At 66.3% G+C, this 16601-nt stretch carries 16 protein-coding genes, 1 tRNA gene and 4 pseudogenes; 10 read left to right on the top strand and 11 right to left on the bottom strand.

The genetic code is table 11. The features are described from left to right. Nucleotides 1-97: 97 nt before the first annotated feature. Nucleotides 98-1039 carry a LysR family regulator CbbR gene (gene cbbR / locus BLQ77_RS00285; protein WP_089954060.1) on the top strand — a complete coding sequence of 314 codons (942 nt, stop codon included), beginning with the start codon at nucleotides 98-100 and terminating at the stop codon, nucleotides 1037-1039. On the opposite strand, the gene BLQ77_RS00280 is transcribed toward cbbR, so the two are convergent. The 6 genes from BLQ77_RS00280 to BLQ77_RS00255 form a co-directional block, all read right to left on the bottom strand. Further along, on the bottom strand, nucleotides 1036-1959 hold the full coding sequence (locus BLQ77_RS00280; protein WP_089954058.1) for a hypothetical protein: 924 nt from the start codon (nucleotides 1957-1959) through the stop codon (nucleotides 1036-1038). The two genes, cbbR and BLQ77_RS00280, sit on opposite strands and share 4 nt — an antisense overlap. Continuing rightward, nucleotides 1956-2699 carry a TSUP family transporter gene (locus BLQ77_RS00275; protein WP_089954055.1) on the bottom strand — a complete coding sequence of 248 codons (744 nt, stop codon included), beginning with the start codon at nucleotides 2697-2699 and terminating at the stop codon, nucleotides 1956-1958. The genes BLQ77_RS00280 and BLQ77_RS00275 overlap by 4 nt, the downstream gene beginning before the upstream one ends. Nucleotides 2700-2703: 4 nt before the next feature. Further along, nucleotides 2704-4017, bottom strand: coding sequence for a TRAP transporter large permease (locus BLQ77_RS00270; protein ID WP_089954053.1), 1314 nt, complete (start codon nucleotides 4015-4017; stop codon nucleotides 2704-2706). A gap of 1 nt (nucleotide 4018) precedes the next feature. Then, nucleotides 4019-4549 carry a TRAP transporter small permease gene (locus tag BLQ77_RS00265; RefSeq protein ID WP_089954051.1) on the bottom strand — a complete coding sequence of 177 codons (531 nt, stop codon included), beginning with the start codon at nucleotides 4547-4549 and terminating at the stop codon, nucleotides 4019-4021. A 234-nt stretch (nucleotides 4550-4783) separates the two neighbouring features. Next, on the bottom strand, nucleotides 4784-5755 hold the full coding sequence (locus BLQ77_RS00260; protein WP_089954048.1) for a TRAP transporter substrate-binding protein: 972 nt from the start codon (nucleotides 5753-5755) through the stop codon (nucleotides 4784-4786). Nucleotides 5756-5801: 46 nt separating this feature from the next. Then, nucleotides 5802-7043: an NAD(P)/FAD-dependent oxidoreductase gene (locus BLQ77_RS00255; protein ID WP_089954046.1), complete on the bottom strand. Its 1242-nt coding sequence runs from the start codon at nucleotides 7041-7043 to the stop codon at nucleotides 5802-5804. 207 nt (nucleotides 7044-7250) lie between these two features. On the opposite strand from BLQ77_RS00255, the gene BLQ77_RS00250 reads away from it, so the two are divergent. After that, a complete protein-coding gene (locus tag BLQ77_RS00250; protein ID WP_089954043.1) occupies nucleotides 7251-7946 on the top strand; it encodes a fumarylacetoacetate hydrolase family protein in 696 nt (231 codons plus the stop codon). 223 nt (nucleotides 7947-8169) lie between these two features. Here the strand turns inward: BLQ77_RS00250 and BLQ77_RS28605 are convergent, their stop codons facing one another. Continuing rightward, nucleotides 8170-8577 carry a type I glutamate--ammonia ligase gene (locus BLQ77_RS28605; protein ID WP_375360190.1) on the bottom strand — a complete coding sequence of 136 codons (408 nt, stop codon included), beginning with the start codon at nucleotides 8575-8577 and terminating at the stop codon, nucleotides 8170-8172. Nucleotides 8578-8770: 193 nt separating this feature from the next. Between BLQ77_RS28605 and BLQ77_RS00240 the strand changes: the two are divergent. The 3 genes and pseudogenes from BLQ77_RS00240 to BLQ77_RS00230 all read left to right on the top strand — a co-directional run. After that, nucleotides 8771-9618 (top strand): annotated as a pseudogene (locus BLQ77_RS00240) (IS5 family transposase); the annotation flags it as partial. Between the two features lie 205 nt (nucleotides 9619-9823). Further along, complete coding sequence (locus BLQ77_RS00235) at nucleotides 9824-10033, top strand: HNH endonuclease (protein ID WP_089954039.1); 210 nt, start codon at nucleotides 9824-9826, stop codon at nucleotides 10031-10033. 287 nt (nucleotides 10034-10320) lie between these two features. Further along, nucleotides 10321-11124 (top strand): annotated as a pseudogene (locus tag BLQ77_RS00230) (IS5 family transposase); the annotation flags it as partial. Nucleotides 11125-11418: 294 nt separating this feature from the next. On the opposite strand, the gene BLQ77_RS00225 reads toward BLQ77_RS00230, so the two are convergent. From BLQ77_RS00225 to BLQ77_RS28075, 3 genes and pseudogenes are all read right to left on the bottom strand, one after another. Then, nucleotides 11419-11492: transfer RNA gene (locus tag BLQ77_RS00225), tRNA-Cys, on the bottom strand. Between the two features lie 112 nt (nucleotides 11493-11604). Beyond that, on the bottom strand, nucleotides 11605-12111 hold the full coding sequence (locus BLQ77_RS00220) for a tyrosine-type recombinase/integrase (RefSeq protein ID WP_278184676.1): 507 nt from the start codon (nucleotides 12109-12111) through the stop codon (nucleotides 11605-11607). 80 nt (nucleotides 12112-12191) lie between these two features. Then, nucleotides 12192-12348: pseudogene (locus BLQ77_RS28075) on the bottom strand (IS5/IS1182 family transposase); the annotation flags it as partial. 65 nt (nucleotides 12349-12413) lie between these two features. Here BLQ77_RS28075 and BLQ77_RS00215 point away from each other — a divergent pair. Beyond that, nucleotides 12414-12722: pseudogene (locus BLQ77_RS00215) on the top strand (transposase); the annotation flags it as partial. 292 nt (nucleotides 12723-13014) lie between these two features. Here BLQ77_RS00215 and BLQ77_RS28600 read toward each other — a convergent pair. Next, nucleotides 13015-13158 (bottom strand): hypothetical protein, encoded by a 144-nt coding sequence (locus BLQ77_RS28600; RefSeq protein ID WP_165616988.1) that lies wholly within the window; start codon nucleotides 13156-13158, stop codon nucleotides 13015-13017. A gap of 353 nt (nucleotides 13159-13511) precedes the next feature. Here BLQ77_RS28600 and BLQ77_RS00210 point away from each other — a divergent pair, with 353 nt between their 5' ends. The 4 genes from BLQ77_RS00210 (at nucleotide 13512) to BLQ77_RS00195 (ending at nucleotide 16532) form a co-directional block, all read left to right on the top strand. Next, the gene (locus BLQ77_RS00210; RefSeq protein WP_089954034.1) at nucleotides 13512-13868 is read left to right on the top strand and encodes an ElaB/YgaM/YqjD family protein; all 357 of its coding nucleotides are present in this window, start codon (nucleotides 13512-13514) and stop codon (nucleotides 13866-13868) included. Between the two features lie 9 nt (nucleotides 13869-13877). Continuing rightward, the gene (locus BLQ77_RS00205; protein ID WP_089954032.1) at nucleotides 13878-14237 is read left to right on the top strand and encodes a phage holin family protein; all 360 of its coding nucleotides are present in this window, start codon (nucleotides 13878-13880) and stop codon (nucleotides 14235-14237) included. Between the two features lie 188 nt (nucleotides 14238-14425). Continuing rightward, on the top strand, nucleotides 14426-15076 hold the full coding sequence (locus BLQ77_RS00200) for a protein-L-isoaspartate O-methyltransferase family protein (protein ID WP_089954029.1): 651 nt from the start codon (nucleotides 14426-14428) through the stop codon (nucleotides 15074-15076). Between the two features lie 40 nt (nucleotides 15077-15116). Continuing rightward, nucleotides 15117-16532 carry a TolC family outer membrane protein gene (locus BLQ77_RS00195; protein ID WP_089954026.1) on the top strand — a complete coding sequence of 472 codons (1416 nt, stop codon included), beginning with the start codon at nucleotides 15117-15119 and terminating at the stop codon, nucleotides 16530-16532. The last annotated feature ends 69 nt before the right edge of the window (nucleotides 16533-16601 follow it).

Genomic DNA, 16601 nt, shown 5'->3' with positions numbered 1-16601 from the left:
CAAGGCCTCCTCCTCGACGGGTGACTGAGGCTTGATCTTCCGCATCGGGCGTTGTTAGAAAATTTAAAAAATCTGATCTCTCTTTCGGAGAAGTTTAATGCGCAGATTGGCCTCGCTGACGTTCAAACAGCTTCGCGCTTTGGAAGCCGTTGAAAGAACTGGATCAATTTCGCGTGCCGCCGAAGAGCTGGGTCTCACTGCCCCAGCGGTGCACAGCCAGCTCAAGGCCCTGGACCATACCTTTGGCTGTGCCATGCTGTCGCGGGACGGGTCCGGTCCTTTCACCGTTACCGCCGAAGGCGCGGTGCTTCTGCACGCCTACGAGAGGGCCGACGCGGGTCTCCGGATCGCATTGCGAAGAATCGATGCGTTGCAGAAGGGGCTCGCCGGGACGGTGGTTCTGGGGGTGGTCTCGACCGGCAAGTATTTCGCCCCGGGCATCGTCGCCCGCCTGCGCAGGAGCTGCCCCGACATCGAGATACTGCTACAGATCGGCAACCGCGACAGCATCATCGGCGCGTTGCAGGACGGGGCGCTGGATCTCGCGATCATGGGGCGGCCGCCGCGGGTGCCGGCGCTCGAGGCGATCTCGCTCGGGGATCACCCGCACGTGCTGATCGCGCCGCCCGATCATCCGCTGGCCGCGAAGCGCGACATCACCCCCGACGAGGTGCTGAACGAGATCATCCTGATGCGCGAGCAGGGCTCGGGCACCCGCATCCTCGCGACCCGGTTTCTGGACCGGATCGGCGAGGGCAAGCCCTATGAGCGCTCCGAGATGGGCACCAACGAGACCATCAAGCAGGCGGTGATCGCGGGGCTGGGGATCGCGCTCATCTCGTATCACACGGTGGTCGAGGAACTGCGCTCGGGGCGGCTGGTGACCCTGGACCTTCCCGGGCTGCCGATCATGCGCCACTGGTTCCTGCTGCACCCGACCGACGCCCCGCTGAGCGGCGCCGCCCGCACCGTGTGGGAGTTCATCGCCGCCGAGCGCGACAGTTTCCTGCCGCGCTGGCCCGCCGGGCACGTGGCCTAGCGCAGCCGGGCGTAGAAGCGGGTCATCAGGAGCGGGGTCAGATACATCGGCACCTGGTAGCAGCCGATGAACAGCAGCAGCACGTCGGTGGTCTCGGGCGGCAGCGCCACTAGGAAGAGCGCGATGTTGCGGTTGCCCGCGGTGATGGCCAGCGCCGGGATGCGCGGGCCGGGCATCCGGCCCCTCAGCAGCAGCGCCACCACGCATTGCGGCCCGAGATTGGCGGCACAGGCCAGCGCCAGCCACCCGGCCAGCGCCAGCGGGCGCTCGGAGAGGGCAGGGCCCACGGCGGACATGAGCCCCAGCACCATCACCGTCATGGTCAGTGCCGAGAGCCCGTCCATGCGGGCGAGCGCGGTCTCGGAGGGGGCCTTCATCAGCGTCAGGCGCAGCGCGAAGGCGAGCCCCGCGGCAAGTCCGATGGTCATCAGCAGCCGCAGCACCGAGCCGCTGACCGCGGCGGCGCTGCCGAGGGCGGGCAGGGCCCAGAACACCGGAATGACACTGAGCGGCAGGGCCGCAGTGCCGAGGATCAGCAGGCGCAGTGCCGGGGCGGGGTCGGCGCCGACCAGCATGGTGAGGTTCGGGCTCCCCGCCAGCGGCGAGGCGGCAAGCATCAGTATCAGCGCAAGTGCGACGGGCTGGCCAAGCAGACCTGTTGCGGCGAAGAGCGCCAGTGCCGCGAGGGGCAGGGCGAGTTGCCACGCCAGCAGCACGGCGGCGGTCTCACGCAGCTCGTGGAGCGCGCCGACGGCGCGGCGCGGGCCGATCCTGAGGGCGGCGAGGAAGAGCATCAGCGCCACCAGCTCGGGCAGCCATGGTCGCACCGCCGATGCGACGCCGGGCACCGCGACGCCGGCAACGAGCCCCGCCACCAGCAGCCAGCGCGCGTGCCGGGCGCAGGCCAGCAGCGGGCTCATGCCAGCCCCCGGATCACCAGCGCCAGCCCGGCAAGCCCGCTCACGCCCAGCAGGAGCGCCCGGTAGCGGGTGTCGAGCAACCCGCCCAGCAGGCGCGTGGCGAAGAACCCCGCCAGCGCCGCGGGCGACAGCAGCAGCGCCAGCCACAGCTCGCGCACCCCGGCGAAGCCGCCAAGCCAGAGCCCGGCGATCGAGAACAGGGTTCCGAAGGTGAAGATCGCCGCGAGCGTCGGGCGGGCCTTGCCCGCGGGCTGGCCCTGGAACACCATGGCAAGCGGCGGCGCGCCCACCGAGGTGATCGTCGCCATCACCCCCGAGACCGCGCCCATGCCCAGCAGGTTGCGGTAGGTGAAGCCAAGTCTCAGCCCCGCCACCGACAGAGCTACCGCGCCAAGCACCAATAGCCCGAACACGAGGCTGAAGCCCTGCGCCGAGGCGATGCCCGCGAGCAGCATTGCGGCAACGGCCGCGCCGAGGCCCCGGCCTCCGGCGGCGCAGACGACCGCGTGCCATCGCACCGCGTGCAGCTCGCGCAGGGCGCCGCCCGCGGCGACGGCGAAGCTCATGAGCAGGGCGGGGAAGGGCACCAGCACCGGGTCGATGAGCGCCAGCACCGGCGCCACGGTCAGCCCGAAGCCCATGCCGAGCGAGAATTGCACCACGGCGCCCACGAAGACGATGGCGAAGGCGATTGCGGCGACCCAGGGGGCCGCCGCGAGATGTGTCCAGGCCTCGGTCACCTTATCAGCCGCCCGGGCCCTTGCGGATGTTGTCGGGCAGCCACGTGGCGAGCTCGGGGAAGACGATGAGCACGAAGACCATGACCACCATGATGAGGAACATCGGGATCGCGGCGCGGGCGATGAAGTTCATCTCGTGCCCGGTCATGCCCTGCAGCACGAAGAGGTTGAAGCCGATGGGCGGCGTTATCTGCGCCATCTCGACCACCACCACGATGAAGATGCCGAACCAGATCAGGTCGATCCCCTGTGCCCGGATCATCGGCTCGACCACGGCCATGGTCAGCACCACCGACGAGATGCCGTCGAGGAAGCAGCCGAGGATGATGTAGAACACCAGCAGCGCCATGATCAGCTGGAACTTCGACAGCTCCCAGCTGGCGATCAGGTCGGCGAGCCCGCGCGGGATGCCGGTGAAGCCCATCGACAGCGACAGGAACGAGGCACCCGCGAGGATCAGCGCGATCATCGCCGAGGTACGCACCGCGCCCATGAGGCTCTCGCTGAAGGTGCCCCAGCTCAGCGAGCCCTGCGCCGCCGCGAGGATCAGCGAGCCGATGACGCCGAAGGCCGCGGCCTCGGTCGCCGTCGCCCAGCCCATGTACATCGAGCCGATGACCACGACGATCAGGCAGATCACCGGGATCAGGAAGCGCGAGTTCTTGAGTTTCTCGACGAAGGACATGTGGGGCTCGGGCGTCGGGTTGAAGTCCTTGGACGTCCACGACATCACCGCCACGTAGCCCATGAACATCAGCGCCAGCACGAGGCCCGGCAGAACGCCCGCCATGAAGAGCTTGGTGACGCTCTCGTTGATGGTCACGCCGTAGACGATGAGCGTCAGCGAGGGCGGGATCATCAGCCCCAGCGTCGCGGCCCCCGCCAGCGTGCCGATGACCATGGTCTCGGGATAGTGGCGCCGGCGCAGCTCGGGGATCGACATCTTGCCGACCGTGGTCAGCGTCGCCGCCGACGAGCCCGAGACCGCCGCGAAGACGGTGCAGCCCACGATGTTGGTGTGCACGAGCCCGCCGGGCAGCCGCGCCATCCACGGGCTCAGGCCCTTGAACATGTCCTCCGACAATCGTGTCCGGTAGAGGATCTCGCCCATCCAGATGAAGAGCGGCAGCGCGGTGAGCGTCCAGCTCGAGGAGGACGACCAGATCTTGGTGATCATCGCGTCGCCGGCGGGGCGCGAGGTGAAAATCTCCATGCCGACGTAGGCCACGCCCATCAGCGCAAGGCCCACCCAGACGCCGGAGCCCAGCAGCAGGAAAAGGACGAAGAGGAAGATTCCGATGGGGATCAGCTGTTCCAACTCATTCTCCCTGGCTCTGGTCGACGAGGTCGGTGGTGATGCCGTGCGACCCGGTGAAGATCAGCCGCACGAGGTGGTCCCAGAACGCCACGGCGAGCATGACGGTGCCGATCGACATCGACAGCTGCGGGATCCACATCGGCGTCGCGTCGAGCCCCTGGCTCAGTTCCTTGAAGCGCCACGAGATCTGGTTGCCGCGGATCGCGTACCACGCGAACCAAGTCGAGATCGCGGTGCCGATGCCGAAGCACCAGAGCTCGCCCCACCAGCGGTGCCTGCCGAGCCCGGTGAGGAGCAGCGAGACCCGGATGTGGGCGCCGTGGTTGAGCGCGTAGGCGAAGGCGAAGAAGGACGCCGCGGCCATGCAGTAGCCGGCGTAGTCGGTGGCGCCGGGAAAGACATGCCCGGTCCAGCGCGCCAGCATCTGCAGCACGATGATCGCGAGGATCGCGATCAGGAAGAGCGAGGCGAGGATCCCGCCGATGAGATAGAACGTATCGAGGATGCGCCGAAGCGTCCGTGCGGCGGCCATGCCCTGTCCTCCCTGCCTGTTGTCTGTTGGCCCATGGGGCTTTTTGAGGCTGTCGCGGTGACGCGGCGGCCTGCGCATGGGGCGCGCAGGGCCGGAGATCGAAGTCACCGTCTGCCGGGTGTGCCGGACGGCGCGCGTGGCGCCGCCCGGGTCATCCTGCCGACCGCCCGTCGCGCGGCGGCCGGTCCCGTGTCAGTCGTGCCGGGGCACGTGACCCGGCTCACTCGGCCTGGATCACTCGCCCTTGTAGGCGTCGACGATGGCCTTGCCGTCGTCGCCCGCGGTCTCGAGCCACTCGGCGGTCATGACCTCGCCCATCTCCTGCAGCTGGCCCATCAGGTGGTCCGAGGCCCGTTCGACGGACATGCCGTTCTTCTTCAACTCATCGAGCGTGAAGTTGGTGTAGTCGATGGACTTCTGCAGACCCTCGGCGGCGGCGGTGGCGCCGCAGTCGGTGATGACCGTCTTGGCCTCGTCCGACAGGTCGTTCCAGGCGTCGAGGTTCACGAAGACCGCGTTGCGCGGCAGCCATGCGTCGACCTCGTAGAAATGCGACAGGTGCTCCCAGACCTTGCGGTCATAGCCGGTGGCGCCCGACGAGATGAAGCTCTCGGCCACGCCGGTGGCCAGCGCCTGGCTCAGTTCCGCCGCTTCGACCTGCACCGGCAGGGCGCCGGTCAGCTCGGCCATCTTGGCGGTCGCCGCCGAGTACGAGCGGAACTTCACGCCCTTCATGCCTTCGATGTCGGTCAGCTCCTTGTTCATGTAGAGCCCCTGCGGCGGCCACGGCACCGAGTAGACGTAGTGCAGGTTGTCCTCTTCCAGCGCCTTCTCGACATAGGGCAGGGCGATCGACCAGAGCTTCTCGTGCTCGTCGAAGGAGGAGACGAGGAAGGGGATCGAGTCGACGCCGTAGAGCGCGTTCTCGTTCTGGTGGGCAGAAAGCAGACGCTCGCCGATCATCGCCTGGCCGGTCATCACCGCGCGCTTGATCTCGGCGCCGCCGAAGAGCGAGCCCGAGGGGTGGGTCACGATCTCGAGCTCGCCGCCGGTGCCGTCGGTCACGCAGCTGGCGAAGGTGGCGCCGACTTCCGAATGGAAGTTGGTCGCGGCGTAGGCCATGGGCATGTCCCACTTCTCGGCCTGAGCCGCCGCGCCGATGCCGGCAAGCGCCGTCGCTGCGAGCAGCGTGTTCGCGAGTTTCATGATCTGTCTCTCCCTGTTGTTTGTGTTCTAATGTTTTTTGGTGAGGCTAGTGAAACCGATCCGGGGCGTAGGGCGCAAGATTGATGTTCGGTGTCCGGCCCGAGATCAGCTGAGAAATAAGCCGCCCGGTCTTGGGGCCGCCCGTCAAACCGACGTGATCGTGGCCGAAGCCCATGTAGGCCCCTTTCACCGCCGGCGATTCCCCGATGATCGGCAGGGAATCGGCCATCGACGGCCGGTGCCCCATCCACTCCACGGTCGTCTTCCACGTCAGCCCGGGCACCGCGGCGCGGATCTGCTTCTCGAGCAGCTCGAAGGGCGCGCGAGACGGCGGCAGGTCGAGCCCGCCAAGCTCGACGATGCCGGCAAGGCGCAGGCGTCCGTCCATCGGGGTCGCGACGAACTTGCCGCTGGCGATCATCACCGGATTCCGGGGCATGACCGAGGGCTCGTAGAGCTCGAGATGGTAGCCGCGCTCGGATTCCAGCGGCGCGTTGACGCCGAGCTTGCGCGCCAGCGGCCCGGACCAGACGCCGGTGGTGATGACGGCGGCGTCGCAGGGGATGGTCTCGCCCCCCACGCGTACCCCGGTCACAGCGCCCTTTTCGCGGGCAAGGTCGGTGACCTCGCCGATGACCAGCCGGGCGCCCTGCGACACCGCGTGGGCGGCGAGGTCCTTCACATAGCGGCCGGGATCGGTGATGCGCCCGTGGCCGGGGAAACGCGCGGCGCAGGTCATCTGCGGGCCCCAGATCGGATCGTAGTCGCGCAGCGCCTGATCCTCGAGCAGCTCCCACTCGAAGCCGTTCTCGCGCCGCACCTGGAAGCCGAAGGCGTCCGCCTCGAAGGCGGCGCGGTTGTTGTAGAGGAAGACGTAATCGCCCGGCACGACCCATTGCTCGGCGCCGGTGCCCGCCGACAGCGCCTGGTGGTCGGCGAGGCTGTCGCCGATGATGGGCGCGGCGGCGGCGGCGCGCTTGCGGGCGGCGTCGGCGTTGGCGTGGGTCATGAACTTCATCAGCCACGGCGCGATCTTCGGCAGGTAGGACCACTTCATGAAGAGCGGCTGGTTCGGGTCCAGCAGCATCTTCGGCGCCTTCAGCCACAGGCCGGGACCCGTCACCGGCAGCACCGAGCACGAGGCCAGCACGCCCGCGTTGCCGTGGCTCGTGCCCTCGGCGGGGCCCGCCTTGTCGATCAGGATCACCTGATGTCCGTCGCGTTGCAGCCAGATCGCCGTGGCGACCCCAACGATACCCGCGCCGATCACCGCCACCGTCTTCGTCATGTTCCGTCCTTGCCTTTGTGCCGGCACATCCTTCAGCGCCGCCTGTCCCTGAGCCCGGATCAAGCGCGGTTTCCCGCGAGGTGTCAATGCGCGCGCCCGAAGGGGCTGGCTTCCCGCTGCCGGATGGCCTTAAGCCTGTGCAAAGAGACGAGAACCGCGACCCCGGATCGCGGCCGCCGACACCGCAGACCCAGCAAAGGAGCCCGCATGGCCTACGTTGTGCCCCCGATGGACACCCCCTCCGTTCCTGTCGCCGGAAGCGACGACCGCTTCCCCGTGCGGCGCATCTTCTGCGTCGGCCGCAACTACGCCGCGCACGCCCGCGAGATGGGCCGCGATCCCGACCGCGAGCCGCCGTTCTTCTTCACCAAGCCCTGCGACGCGGTGGTCGAGGACGGCGCGGTGATCCCGTATCCGCCGCAGACCGGGAACCTGCACTACGAGGCCGAGCTCGTCGTCGCCATCGGCAGCGGCGGCGCCGACATTCCCGAGGCCGAGGCGCTGGGCCACGTCTGGGGCTACGCGCTGGGCAACGACCTGACCCGCCGCGATCTGCAGAACGCGGCGAAGGAGCTGTCGCGCCCGTGGGATTTCGCCAAGGGCTTCGACAATTCCGCCGTCGTGGGGCCGGTGCACCCGGTTTCCGAGGTCGGCCATCCGACCGAGGGCGCGATCTGGCTCGAGGTGAACGGCGAGGAGAAGCAGCGCGGCGATCTCGCCGAGATGATCTGGACGGTGCCCGAGGTGATCTCGATCCTGTCGCAGACCATGACCCTGCAGCCGGGCGATCTGATCATGACCGGTACCCCCGCGGGCGTCGGCAAGCTGGTGCCGGGCGATGTCTGCACGGTCTCGGTCGACGGGCTGGGCTCGCTGACCACCACCATCGGCCCGCGCGCCTGAGCCTCCGCCTTCCGGCCCCCGGCGGGTCTTGTCCGTCGGGGGCGCAGGTGGGCCTGTGGTGGGGGCGGTGCCGTGTGACCGGCGTGGCCTAAGATAGGGTGTAGTTTGCCCGAGGACAGTGGCGGCGGCGGTGTCCTCCGGCGCGGGCAGCCCGCGCGCCGTTCGGGACATCGGACCTGACTTCGATCCCGCCGGCCGGGAGCTCAGCCTCAGCCTCAGCCTCTCAGGCCTTCTCGAACCAGCGCCGCAGCGCGTAGTCGGTGACAACGCGGTCGTAGTCCTCCTGCTCCACCTCGGCCGCCCTCGTGTAGTGGTCGACCACCGGCCCGCCCAACGCCTTGCGCAGCATCTTCGACTTGCGGAAGATCGCGGTCGCCTCGCGCAGGGTCGAGGCACCTCGGGCACATCCTCGGCGCCGTAGATGTCGCCCGTCGCGGCGGGCGACAGGGGGGAGCTCTTCCTCGATCCCGGCAAGACCCGTGGCCAACTGCGCCGCGCAGGCGAGGTAGGGGGTCATGTCGGCGCCGGGGATCCGGCACTCGATGCGCACGCCCCTGCTGCCCTCGCCGACAAGACGGAAGAGGCAGTCCTCGAGATGTACAAATCGGCACTGGGAATGGCCTGAAATCATCCTAAGACATGATATTAAAAGAAATATTTTTTTCAGTTGTGTAGGCGTCAAAATCGCTTGTGCAACTGACAGATTGTGCGGAAAAAAAACGTGATTCTGATGCCTGTCGCGAGCCATGGAACATCAGAAGGGCTCTGTTGCATAAATCTCGTGTGGGATTCATCTCATGAATCCAGCGTGGTAGCTGGTGTGCATGAGCAGAGCTACCCCCCCAACCTGCAGGACCAGGAACTGGCCGGCCTGCAATGAAGCGCTCAAGCGCCGGGGCTCGCTGACGATCCGTTGACCGGCAGTGCATTGCGAGCAATGTCACGAGAGGTTGGTTCGACCCCGCTATGAGCTGGGGGGCCGCTGTGACAGGCAGGCGTGGCCGGCAGCAGACCTACAGCGATGCCGCCATCCAGACCTGCCTTTCCATGAAGGTGTTATTCGGCATGGCGCTCCGGCAGACGACAGGGTTCGTCGAGAGCCTGCTGCGGCTGGTTGGCCTCAACTGGACGGTGCCCGACTTCAGCACCCTGTCCCGGCGCCAGAAGACCCTGGCCGTGAACATCCCGTATCGCGGCTCCAAGGGGCCGCTGCACCTGCTGATCCCTCTCGGGACATTGCTGCGCAATGCCCTGCCGGGCAGCGGACAGCACCGGGATCAGGATTGAGGGCGAAGGTGAATGGCACGCCCGCAAGCATGGCGGTCCCAAGCGGCGCGTCTGGCGCAAGATCCATCTCGGGATTGAAGAGGAAAAACTGGAGGTCCGCGCTGTCGAGATCACCGGGAGCCACATCGGTGATGCCCCGGTGCTACCCGACCTGCTCGGCCAGATCGCGGCAGACGAGCGGATCGGCAGCGTCACCGCCGACGGTGCCTACGACACACGTAAATGCCACGACGCTATTGCCGACCGTGGCGCCCATGCTGTCATCCCGCCCCGCAAGAACGCGAAGCCTTGGAAGACCATCACCGCCGGAGCCGTGGCGCGAAACGAGGCCCTGAGCGCGGCGAAATACCTGGGCCGCGCGCTCTGGCGACGATGGAGCGGATACCGCTGCCAATGCATGGATTGGGACTGAAGACGAGTTTGTGTTGGCCGAGGCAAGCGAGATTGACGACCGAATCCGCAGACTGGTTGAGCGAGACCTACCTGACGGTGCGTTGGAAGGGATGGAAGAAGAGCGGCGTGCCTAAGTTCGCAAACGAGCGGCACGGCTCGCACAGGAGTTCGTCAAGAAACGACGGCGTGAGAACGCCATGCATTGCGACGACTGCGAGTTTGATCCGTCGATGGTGAGCGGGATCGAAGGCATCAATCCCCGCTCCTTATTGGACGTGCATCACATGCACCCGCTGGACGAGGGCGTGAGGTACACAACAATTAAGGACTTCGCCCTGTTGTGTCCGACATGCCACCGTGTCGAGAGGGCGCGGATCAAAGTTGCGGCCAAGAAAAACGCGTCATGAGGCTAAATTCCAGCTCTCGAGTCTGCTCAGAATAGCCAGCCCCGCCTTTTTTCCAGATACAAAAAGATCAGTCTTTGTCGTCCGCGCTTTGCCGAAGAATGAAGTAGTGTGTCATCCCGTTTCAATCAAGCGCATCCAAGATGGTGGGTGAGATGAGGGGGTCAAATCTAAATTATCCAAAAGCCTTTTAAAACATGGGCTTATGGGTGTCTGTGGAGGCGAGTCACTCTGTTGCACAAATCGCGTGAGGGATTCATCTCGTGAATCCGGCGTGGTAGCTGGACTGCATGAGCAGACCAACGCCCCCGACCTACAAGACCAGGAACTGGCCCGCCTATAACGAAGCGCTGAAGCGCCGCGGCTCGCTGACGATCCACTAACCGTCAGTGCATTGCGCAGCAATGTCACGAGAGCTTGGTTCGACCCTTCGATGACTTGGGAAGCCACACCGACCGGCAAGCGCGGGCGGCAGCCCGACTACGGCGACGCGGCCATTCAGACCTGCCTGACCATGAAGGTGCTGTTCGGCATGGCGCTCAGGCAGACGACCGGGTTCGTCGAGAGCCTGCTGCGGCTGATCGGCCTCGACTGGACGGTGCCCGACTTCAGCACGCTGTCGCGTCGCCAGAAGATGCTGAAGGTGAACATCCCCTATCGCGGCTCGGACGGTCCGCTGCACCTGCTGGTCCCTCTCGGGACATTGCTGCGCAATGCCCTGCCGGGCAGCGGACAGAACCGGGATCAAGGTCGAGGGTGAAGGGGAGTGGAACGCCCGCAAGCACGGCGGCACGAAGCGGCGGGTCTGGCGCAAGATCCACATCGGTATCGACGAATAATCACTGGAAATCCGGGCCGCGGAGTTCACCACCAGCGAGATCGGTGACGCCCCCATGCTGCCCGAGCTGCTCGACCAGATCCCGCCCCAGCAGGAGATCGCCACCGTCACCGCCGATGGCGCCTTCGACACGCGCAAGTGCCACGACGCCATCGCCGCCCGAGGTGCCGCCGCAATCATACCGCCCCGCAAGAACGCCAAACCCTGGAAACCTGGCACCGCCGGAGCTGTCGCGCAACGAAATCCTGCGGACAGATTCCCCACCGCCCGGAAGGCGCGTAGTCTACGTTAGTCCCGAGTGCTCGCCTCTAATCAACGGACGACATCTCCGCTGCGTCAGACGCGGGCACAGGAGAAAAATATAGATTATAATTCATATACTTGTGAAAATTTGAGACATTCGGAGCCAGCGCGTGACGGAAACCGGAACGAAGTTTTGGAACAAAAGTCAGCTTGCTGTTCCCGCTTCGTCCTCGGATGTACGCACTTTGTTCGCGCGCCCGCAAGGCAAGGCGAAATGGTCTAAGTTATTGAAATAAAATGGGAAATTTGGAGGCGAGTACCGGAATCGAACCGGTGTACACGGATTTGCAATCCGCTGCGTCACCACTCCGCCAACTCGCCGTCGCCCAGTGGTAGCGGGCGTTTAGACCATCCTTTCGAGGCGCGCAAGCCCTTCCGCCACACAGATTGCCACACTTTCACGTTCCGTTCTGTTCTGTTCTCAAGCTGAAAATCACCCGCGGCGCACCTGCGCTTCACGTGCACTGACACGCTGCCGGACGTGCCGTGTGTAGTGGCGTACCATCGCGCCGCTCTGGCCCGTGACGGCTGAGATCAGGTCATCGCTGCAGCCAGCGAGAAGAAGCTCGACGGCGGCTGTGTAGCGCAGGCCGTGCAGGTCGTAGTCTTGTGCGCCAATTGCTTCTCTCGCTGCACGCATCGCGTCTGATGCTCCTCGATACTCCCACTGTCCCGGCCGCTTCGTCTTCGACAAATCCTTGGTCAGGATGAAGAGGCTTTGGCGCTCCGTGGCCTCCAGCGCTGCCGACAGGTGCGGCGTGAGAGGTATCTCAAGCCGAGCGCCGGTCTTCCCCTGGATCACGAGAATCGTGTCGCCCCGGACGTGTCCCCACTGCATCCTGAGCACGTCACCGATGCGCTGCCCGGTCCCGAGGCACATCTCGAACAGTGTGCGCTCACGGGTCCCGTAGGCGTAGGCCTTGCGGAAGGCGGCAACCATCGTGTCCGGCGATGGCTCGCGCTCCTTCTTCTCGTATTTCAACGCCTTGATGCCCTTGGCCGGGTTCTCCTCCGCCTTCGTGAGAAGCCCCATGGACGTCCGAGCCGGCATTCATGCGGCGCAAGCCAAGCCATCTCTCCGGTCTATCCAGATCAACATTGAGCCGCGCTTGCGCAAGGCAGTGTTGTAGCTGGACCAGTTCGTCGTGCCGTAGCGGGCGGGAAAAGGCTTGCTCATGCAGACCGTCTAACCGGCTGGATTCACACTGTGAATCGCCCGCAGCCAGAGTTCTGCAACAACGCCTCACCTATCTGCCGATGCGGCGTGGGTTCCTCTACCTCGTGGCGATCATGGACTGGCACACCCGCAAGGTTCTGTCCTGGCGGATCTCGAATACGTTGGAAGCCCAGTTCTGCGTCGAAACGCTGAATGAGGCCATCCACAAGTTCGGCCCGCCCGAGATCATGAACACGGATCAGGGCAGCCAATTCACGTCCTTCGCCTGGACGGATCGGCTCCGCCGATCTGGGGTGCGCATATCAATGGATGGGAAAGGCCGGTTCCGGGACAACATTTTCATCAAGAGGCTGTGGCGCACCCTGAAATACGAGTGGGCGGCAGCGTGACCAGCGCCGAGCTGCGCCGTCTTCGACCAGGACTTCGGTGCAGGCGCCGGCGAGCGGGTGCAGATGCAGTGCAAGGGCGACGGGGCAGGGTGCTGGTGCAGGACATCACAGTCACGCTCAAGGGCCGAGCTGCCCGGGGGCGCCGACATCGGCGCGCTGATCCTCGCGGGCGGTCCGCAGAGCGCCGTCTGCGACGAGGGGGGCATCGACCCGGCCGGGCTTCAGTGACCCCTCGCGGCGCGAGAGCCGAACGAAAGCAGTCGGGGCAGCGCCGGCATCACTCGGTGGCGGGGGCCGCCGGGACCTCCTCGGTGTTGGTCTCTGGGGCCATGGTGGCGTCCTCCTCCTGGCCCATCGTCGCCATGACGATGATCGCGACGACCACGACAATCGCAAGGAGTATCAACGTATTTCGGGACATGAGGTTTCCTCCTGCACTTGGTCTCTTCCCTCCTCACACCATACGCTCCCGCGGGATGCCGCGAAACCGCAGTGCCTCCGAGGCGCCCGGGACGGCGTGAAGCTGCCGGTGACTGCGGCGGCGCAGGGGCGACAGAGGGTCACGCGCGTTCGCGCTTTGCGAGAGGCGACGCGCGTGGCACAGTCGCGGCAAGCCGTTGTTTCGGCGGTCAGGACGGTGGCCTGCCGGTGCACCTCGCAAGGGTGCCCGCCAGAACAGCCGACCGACACAGAGAATGACGGGGGACGCCGGAACCATTGCCCGCGGCTCCGCGTTTTACCGACAACCACATCTTTCCGAAGGGAGATCGGACCATGGCAAATGCATCCGTACAAGCCGCCGCAACCGGGGCGCAGTCGGGCAGCGACAAGGGGTCCCGCGACGCCGACGACCTCAGCGCCCAGATCGCGACGCTGCGCAAGGACCTCGCCGGGCTCACCGAGCTCGTGGGCGAGATCGGCACGCGCCGCAGCAAGGACGCCAAGCGCAAGGTCGAGGAAAAGGCCGGCGAAATGCGCCTTCAGGGCGAGGAGCTGCTGCACGAGGCAGGCCGTCGCGCGGCGCAATACGAGGACGCGGCCATCGGCCAGATCCGTGCCAACCCGTTCCAGGCGGTGGGTATTGCCGCTGCGGCGGGCTTCCTGCTGGGTTACCTGAACGCCCGGAGGTAATAAGGCCAGATGTTCTACGCGCTCGAACTGCGGCTGCGCCTATTCGTTCGGCAACTGGTATTCGGTGCGCTCGCGCTCGTCTGCGTGATCGTTGCCGCTGTCTTCTTCACCGACGCGGCGCTGGTGGCGTTGGCCGAGGCGTATGACTTGCTGATCGCGATGCTGGTCGTTGGGGCGGGGTATCTCGTCCTGGCGATTCTGCTGTTGCTCTTCGCGCGCCGTCCGAGGGTTGCGGTCCCGCCGCCCACCCCCGCAATGAACATCGCGGCGCTGCTCGAGGCCTTCCTCGCGGGGCGTGCCGCCGGAGGCGCGGCCGGAACGTCCGGGTCCGGGACCTCACAGGCCGGGACCCCGCGGGACGACGATTGAAGAGCCTGACTGAAGACCTCGATGGCGCCTGACCGCGCCGTCGCATCCCTACCATCAATCCCAACGGGGAAAGGCGCCAGTGTTGCGCCTTTCCCCGTTTGCGCGAATCCGTTTCTCTCCGTCATTGCGGCAGCGGAGCAAGTGTGGCACAAACATTCGAGACCATACTGAACGGAAGAGTTTAGCGGATGACCGATTTCGCCACGCGCCGCCGCATGATGGTGGATACGCAGGTCCGGCCCTCGGATGTCACCAAGTTCCCGATCATCGAGGCCATGCTGCGGATCCCGCGCGAAGCATTCGTTCCCGACGACAAGCGCGAGGCGGCCTATGCCGGCCGCAACGTCGAGCTGTCCCCGGGCCGGGTCGTGCTCGAGCCGCGGACACTGGCCAAGATGCTCGACGCGCTGAATCTCGACAACGATGACCTCGTTCTCGATATCGGGGCAGGGTACGGCTATTCGTCGGCCGTGATCGCCCGCATCGCCGAGGCGGTCGTCGCGGTCGAGGAAGACGAGGCCATGGCCGAAGAGGCGCAGGAGCTTCTGTCGGAATACGCCGACAACGTCGTGCTGCACGTGGGCGCGCTGGTCGACGGCGCCAAGACCCACGGGCCCTACGACGCCATCGTGATCGAAGGCGGCGTCGAGGCGCTTCCCGCGGGAATCTCTGAACAACTCAAGGACGGTGGCCGCATCGCCTGCCTCTTCATGGAAGGGGCTCTGGGCGTGGTGCGCATCGGATGGAAGATCGACGGGGCAATCACCTGGCGGTTCGCATTCAACGCGACCGCGCCGGTGCTGCCCGGATACAAAAAAGAAGCGGCGTTCGCACTCTGAAGCGCAGCCGCCGCAAGAAACGCGGGCAGAGAGGGCAGTCATGGCGCGCAGAACGGTCTTTGGAATGGTGGCGGGCTTGTGCCTCGCCGCAGTCAACGCGGTTCCGGCGTCGGCCGAAACCCTCGCCGAGGCGCTTTCGAACGCCTATGTCACCAGCGGATTGCTCGACCAGAACCGGGCGGTTCTGCGGGCCGCCGACGAAGACGTCGCGCAGGCCGTCGCCGCACTGCGCCCGGTCCTGAGCTGGTCGGGCAACGTCAGCCGCAACTACGGCTCGGCCAACAACGCCAACCTCTTGACCGGCGATTACAGCTGGGCGCCAAGCGCCGATGTCACCGCCAGCGCGAACCTCATCGCCTCGCTCACGCTCTACCAGGGCGGCGCGCGCCGTCTCGGGCTCGAGGCCGCCAAGGAAGCGGTGCTCGCCACCCGCGCGGCGCTGGTCTCGGTCGAGCAGCAGGTGCTGCTGAGCGCCGTCTCCGCCTTCATGGAGGTGCGTCGCGCCGAAGAGACGGTGACCCTGCGCCGGAACAACGTCCGGGTCATCGGCGAGGAGCTGCGCGCCGCGCAGGACCGTTTCGAGGTCGGCGAGGTCACCCGCACCGACGTCGCATTGGCCGAGGCCCGGCTTGCCGAGGCGCGCAGCCTGCTGGCCGCCGCCGAGGGCCAGCTCGCCGTCAACCGTGAGACCTACAACGCCATCGTCGGCAACTACCCGGGCGCGCTGCAGTCGCCGGGCGGCCTGCCGCGACTGCCGGGCTCGGTGCCCGACGCCAAGTCGCAGGCGCTGGCCACCCACCCGGACATGACCCAGCTTCGCCACGTGGTCGCCGCCAACGACATCTCCGTCAGGATCGCCGAGGCGCAGATGCAGCCGAAGGTCGAGCTTCAGGGCAGCTGGGGCGCCAGCGACACCTTCGATTCCGAAAGAGCGAACCGTGGCGGTGCCGTGGCGCTCGGCCTCTCCGGCCCGATCTACCAGGGCGGCGGGCTGACCTCGGGCGTGCGGCAGGCCATTGCCGACCGCGATGCCTCGCGCGCGCAACTCTATTCGACCGGCCGCGACGTGGAAGAGGCGGTGGGCAGCGCCTATGCGCAGCTGCGCATCGCGCAGGCCTCGCTGGTCTCGACGCGGGAGCAGGTGCGCGCCGCGCGGGTGGCCTTCGAAGGCATCCGTGAGGAGGCGACGCTGGGCGCCCGGACCACGCTCGACGTGCTCGACGCCGAGCAGGAGCTTCTCGACGCCCGCGCCGCGCAGATCTCGGCCCAGGTGGACGAGACCATCGCCGCCTACGCGGTCCTTGCCTCGATCGGTCAGTTGACCGCCAGGGCGCTCGGGCTCGCGGTGCCGGTCTACGATCCGGCGGCCTACTACAACATGGTCCGCTCCGCTCCGGTGAAGTCGCAGCAGGGCGCAGACCTCGATCGTGTGCTGCGTGCCCTCGGTAAAAATTAGGTTTTTTCGGATCTGTTGTCTGGAATCGCGCCTCGGGCTACAGTTTTCCCGAGGCAAGAGTGGAACTTG

The sequence above is a fragment of the Salipiger thiooxidans genome (assembly GCF_900102075.1).
GTDB lineage: Bacteria > Pseudomonadota > Alphaproteobacteria > Rhodobacterales > Rhodobacteraceae > Salipiger > Salipiger thiooxidans.
Note: the sequence above shows the minus strand (reverse complement) of the source record. Positions and strands in the feature narration are given on the sequence as shown.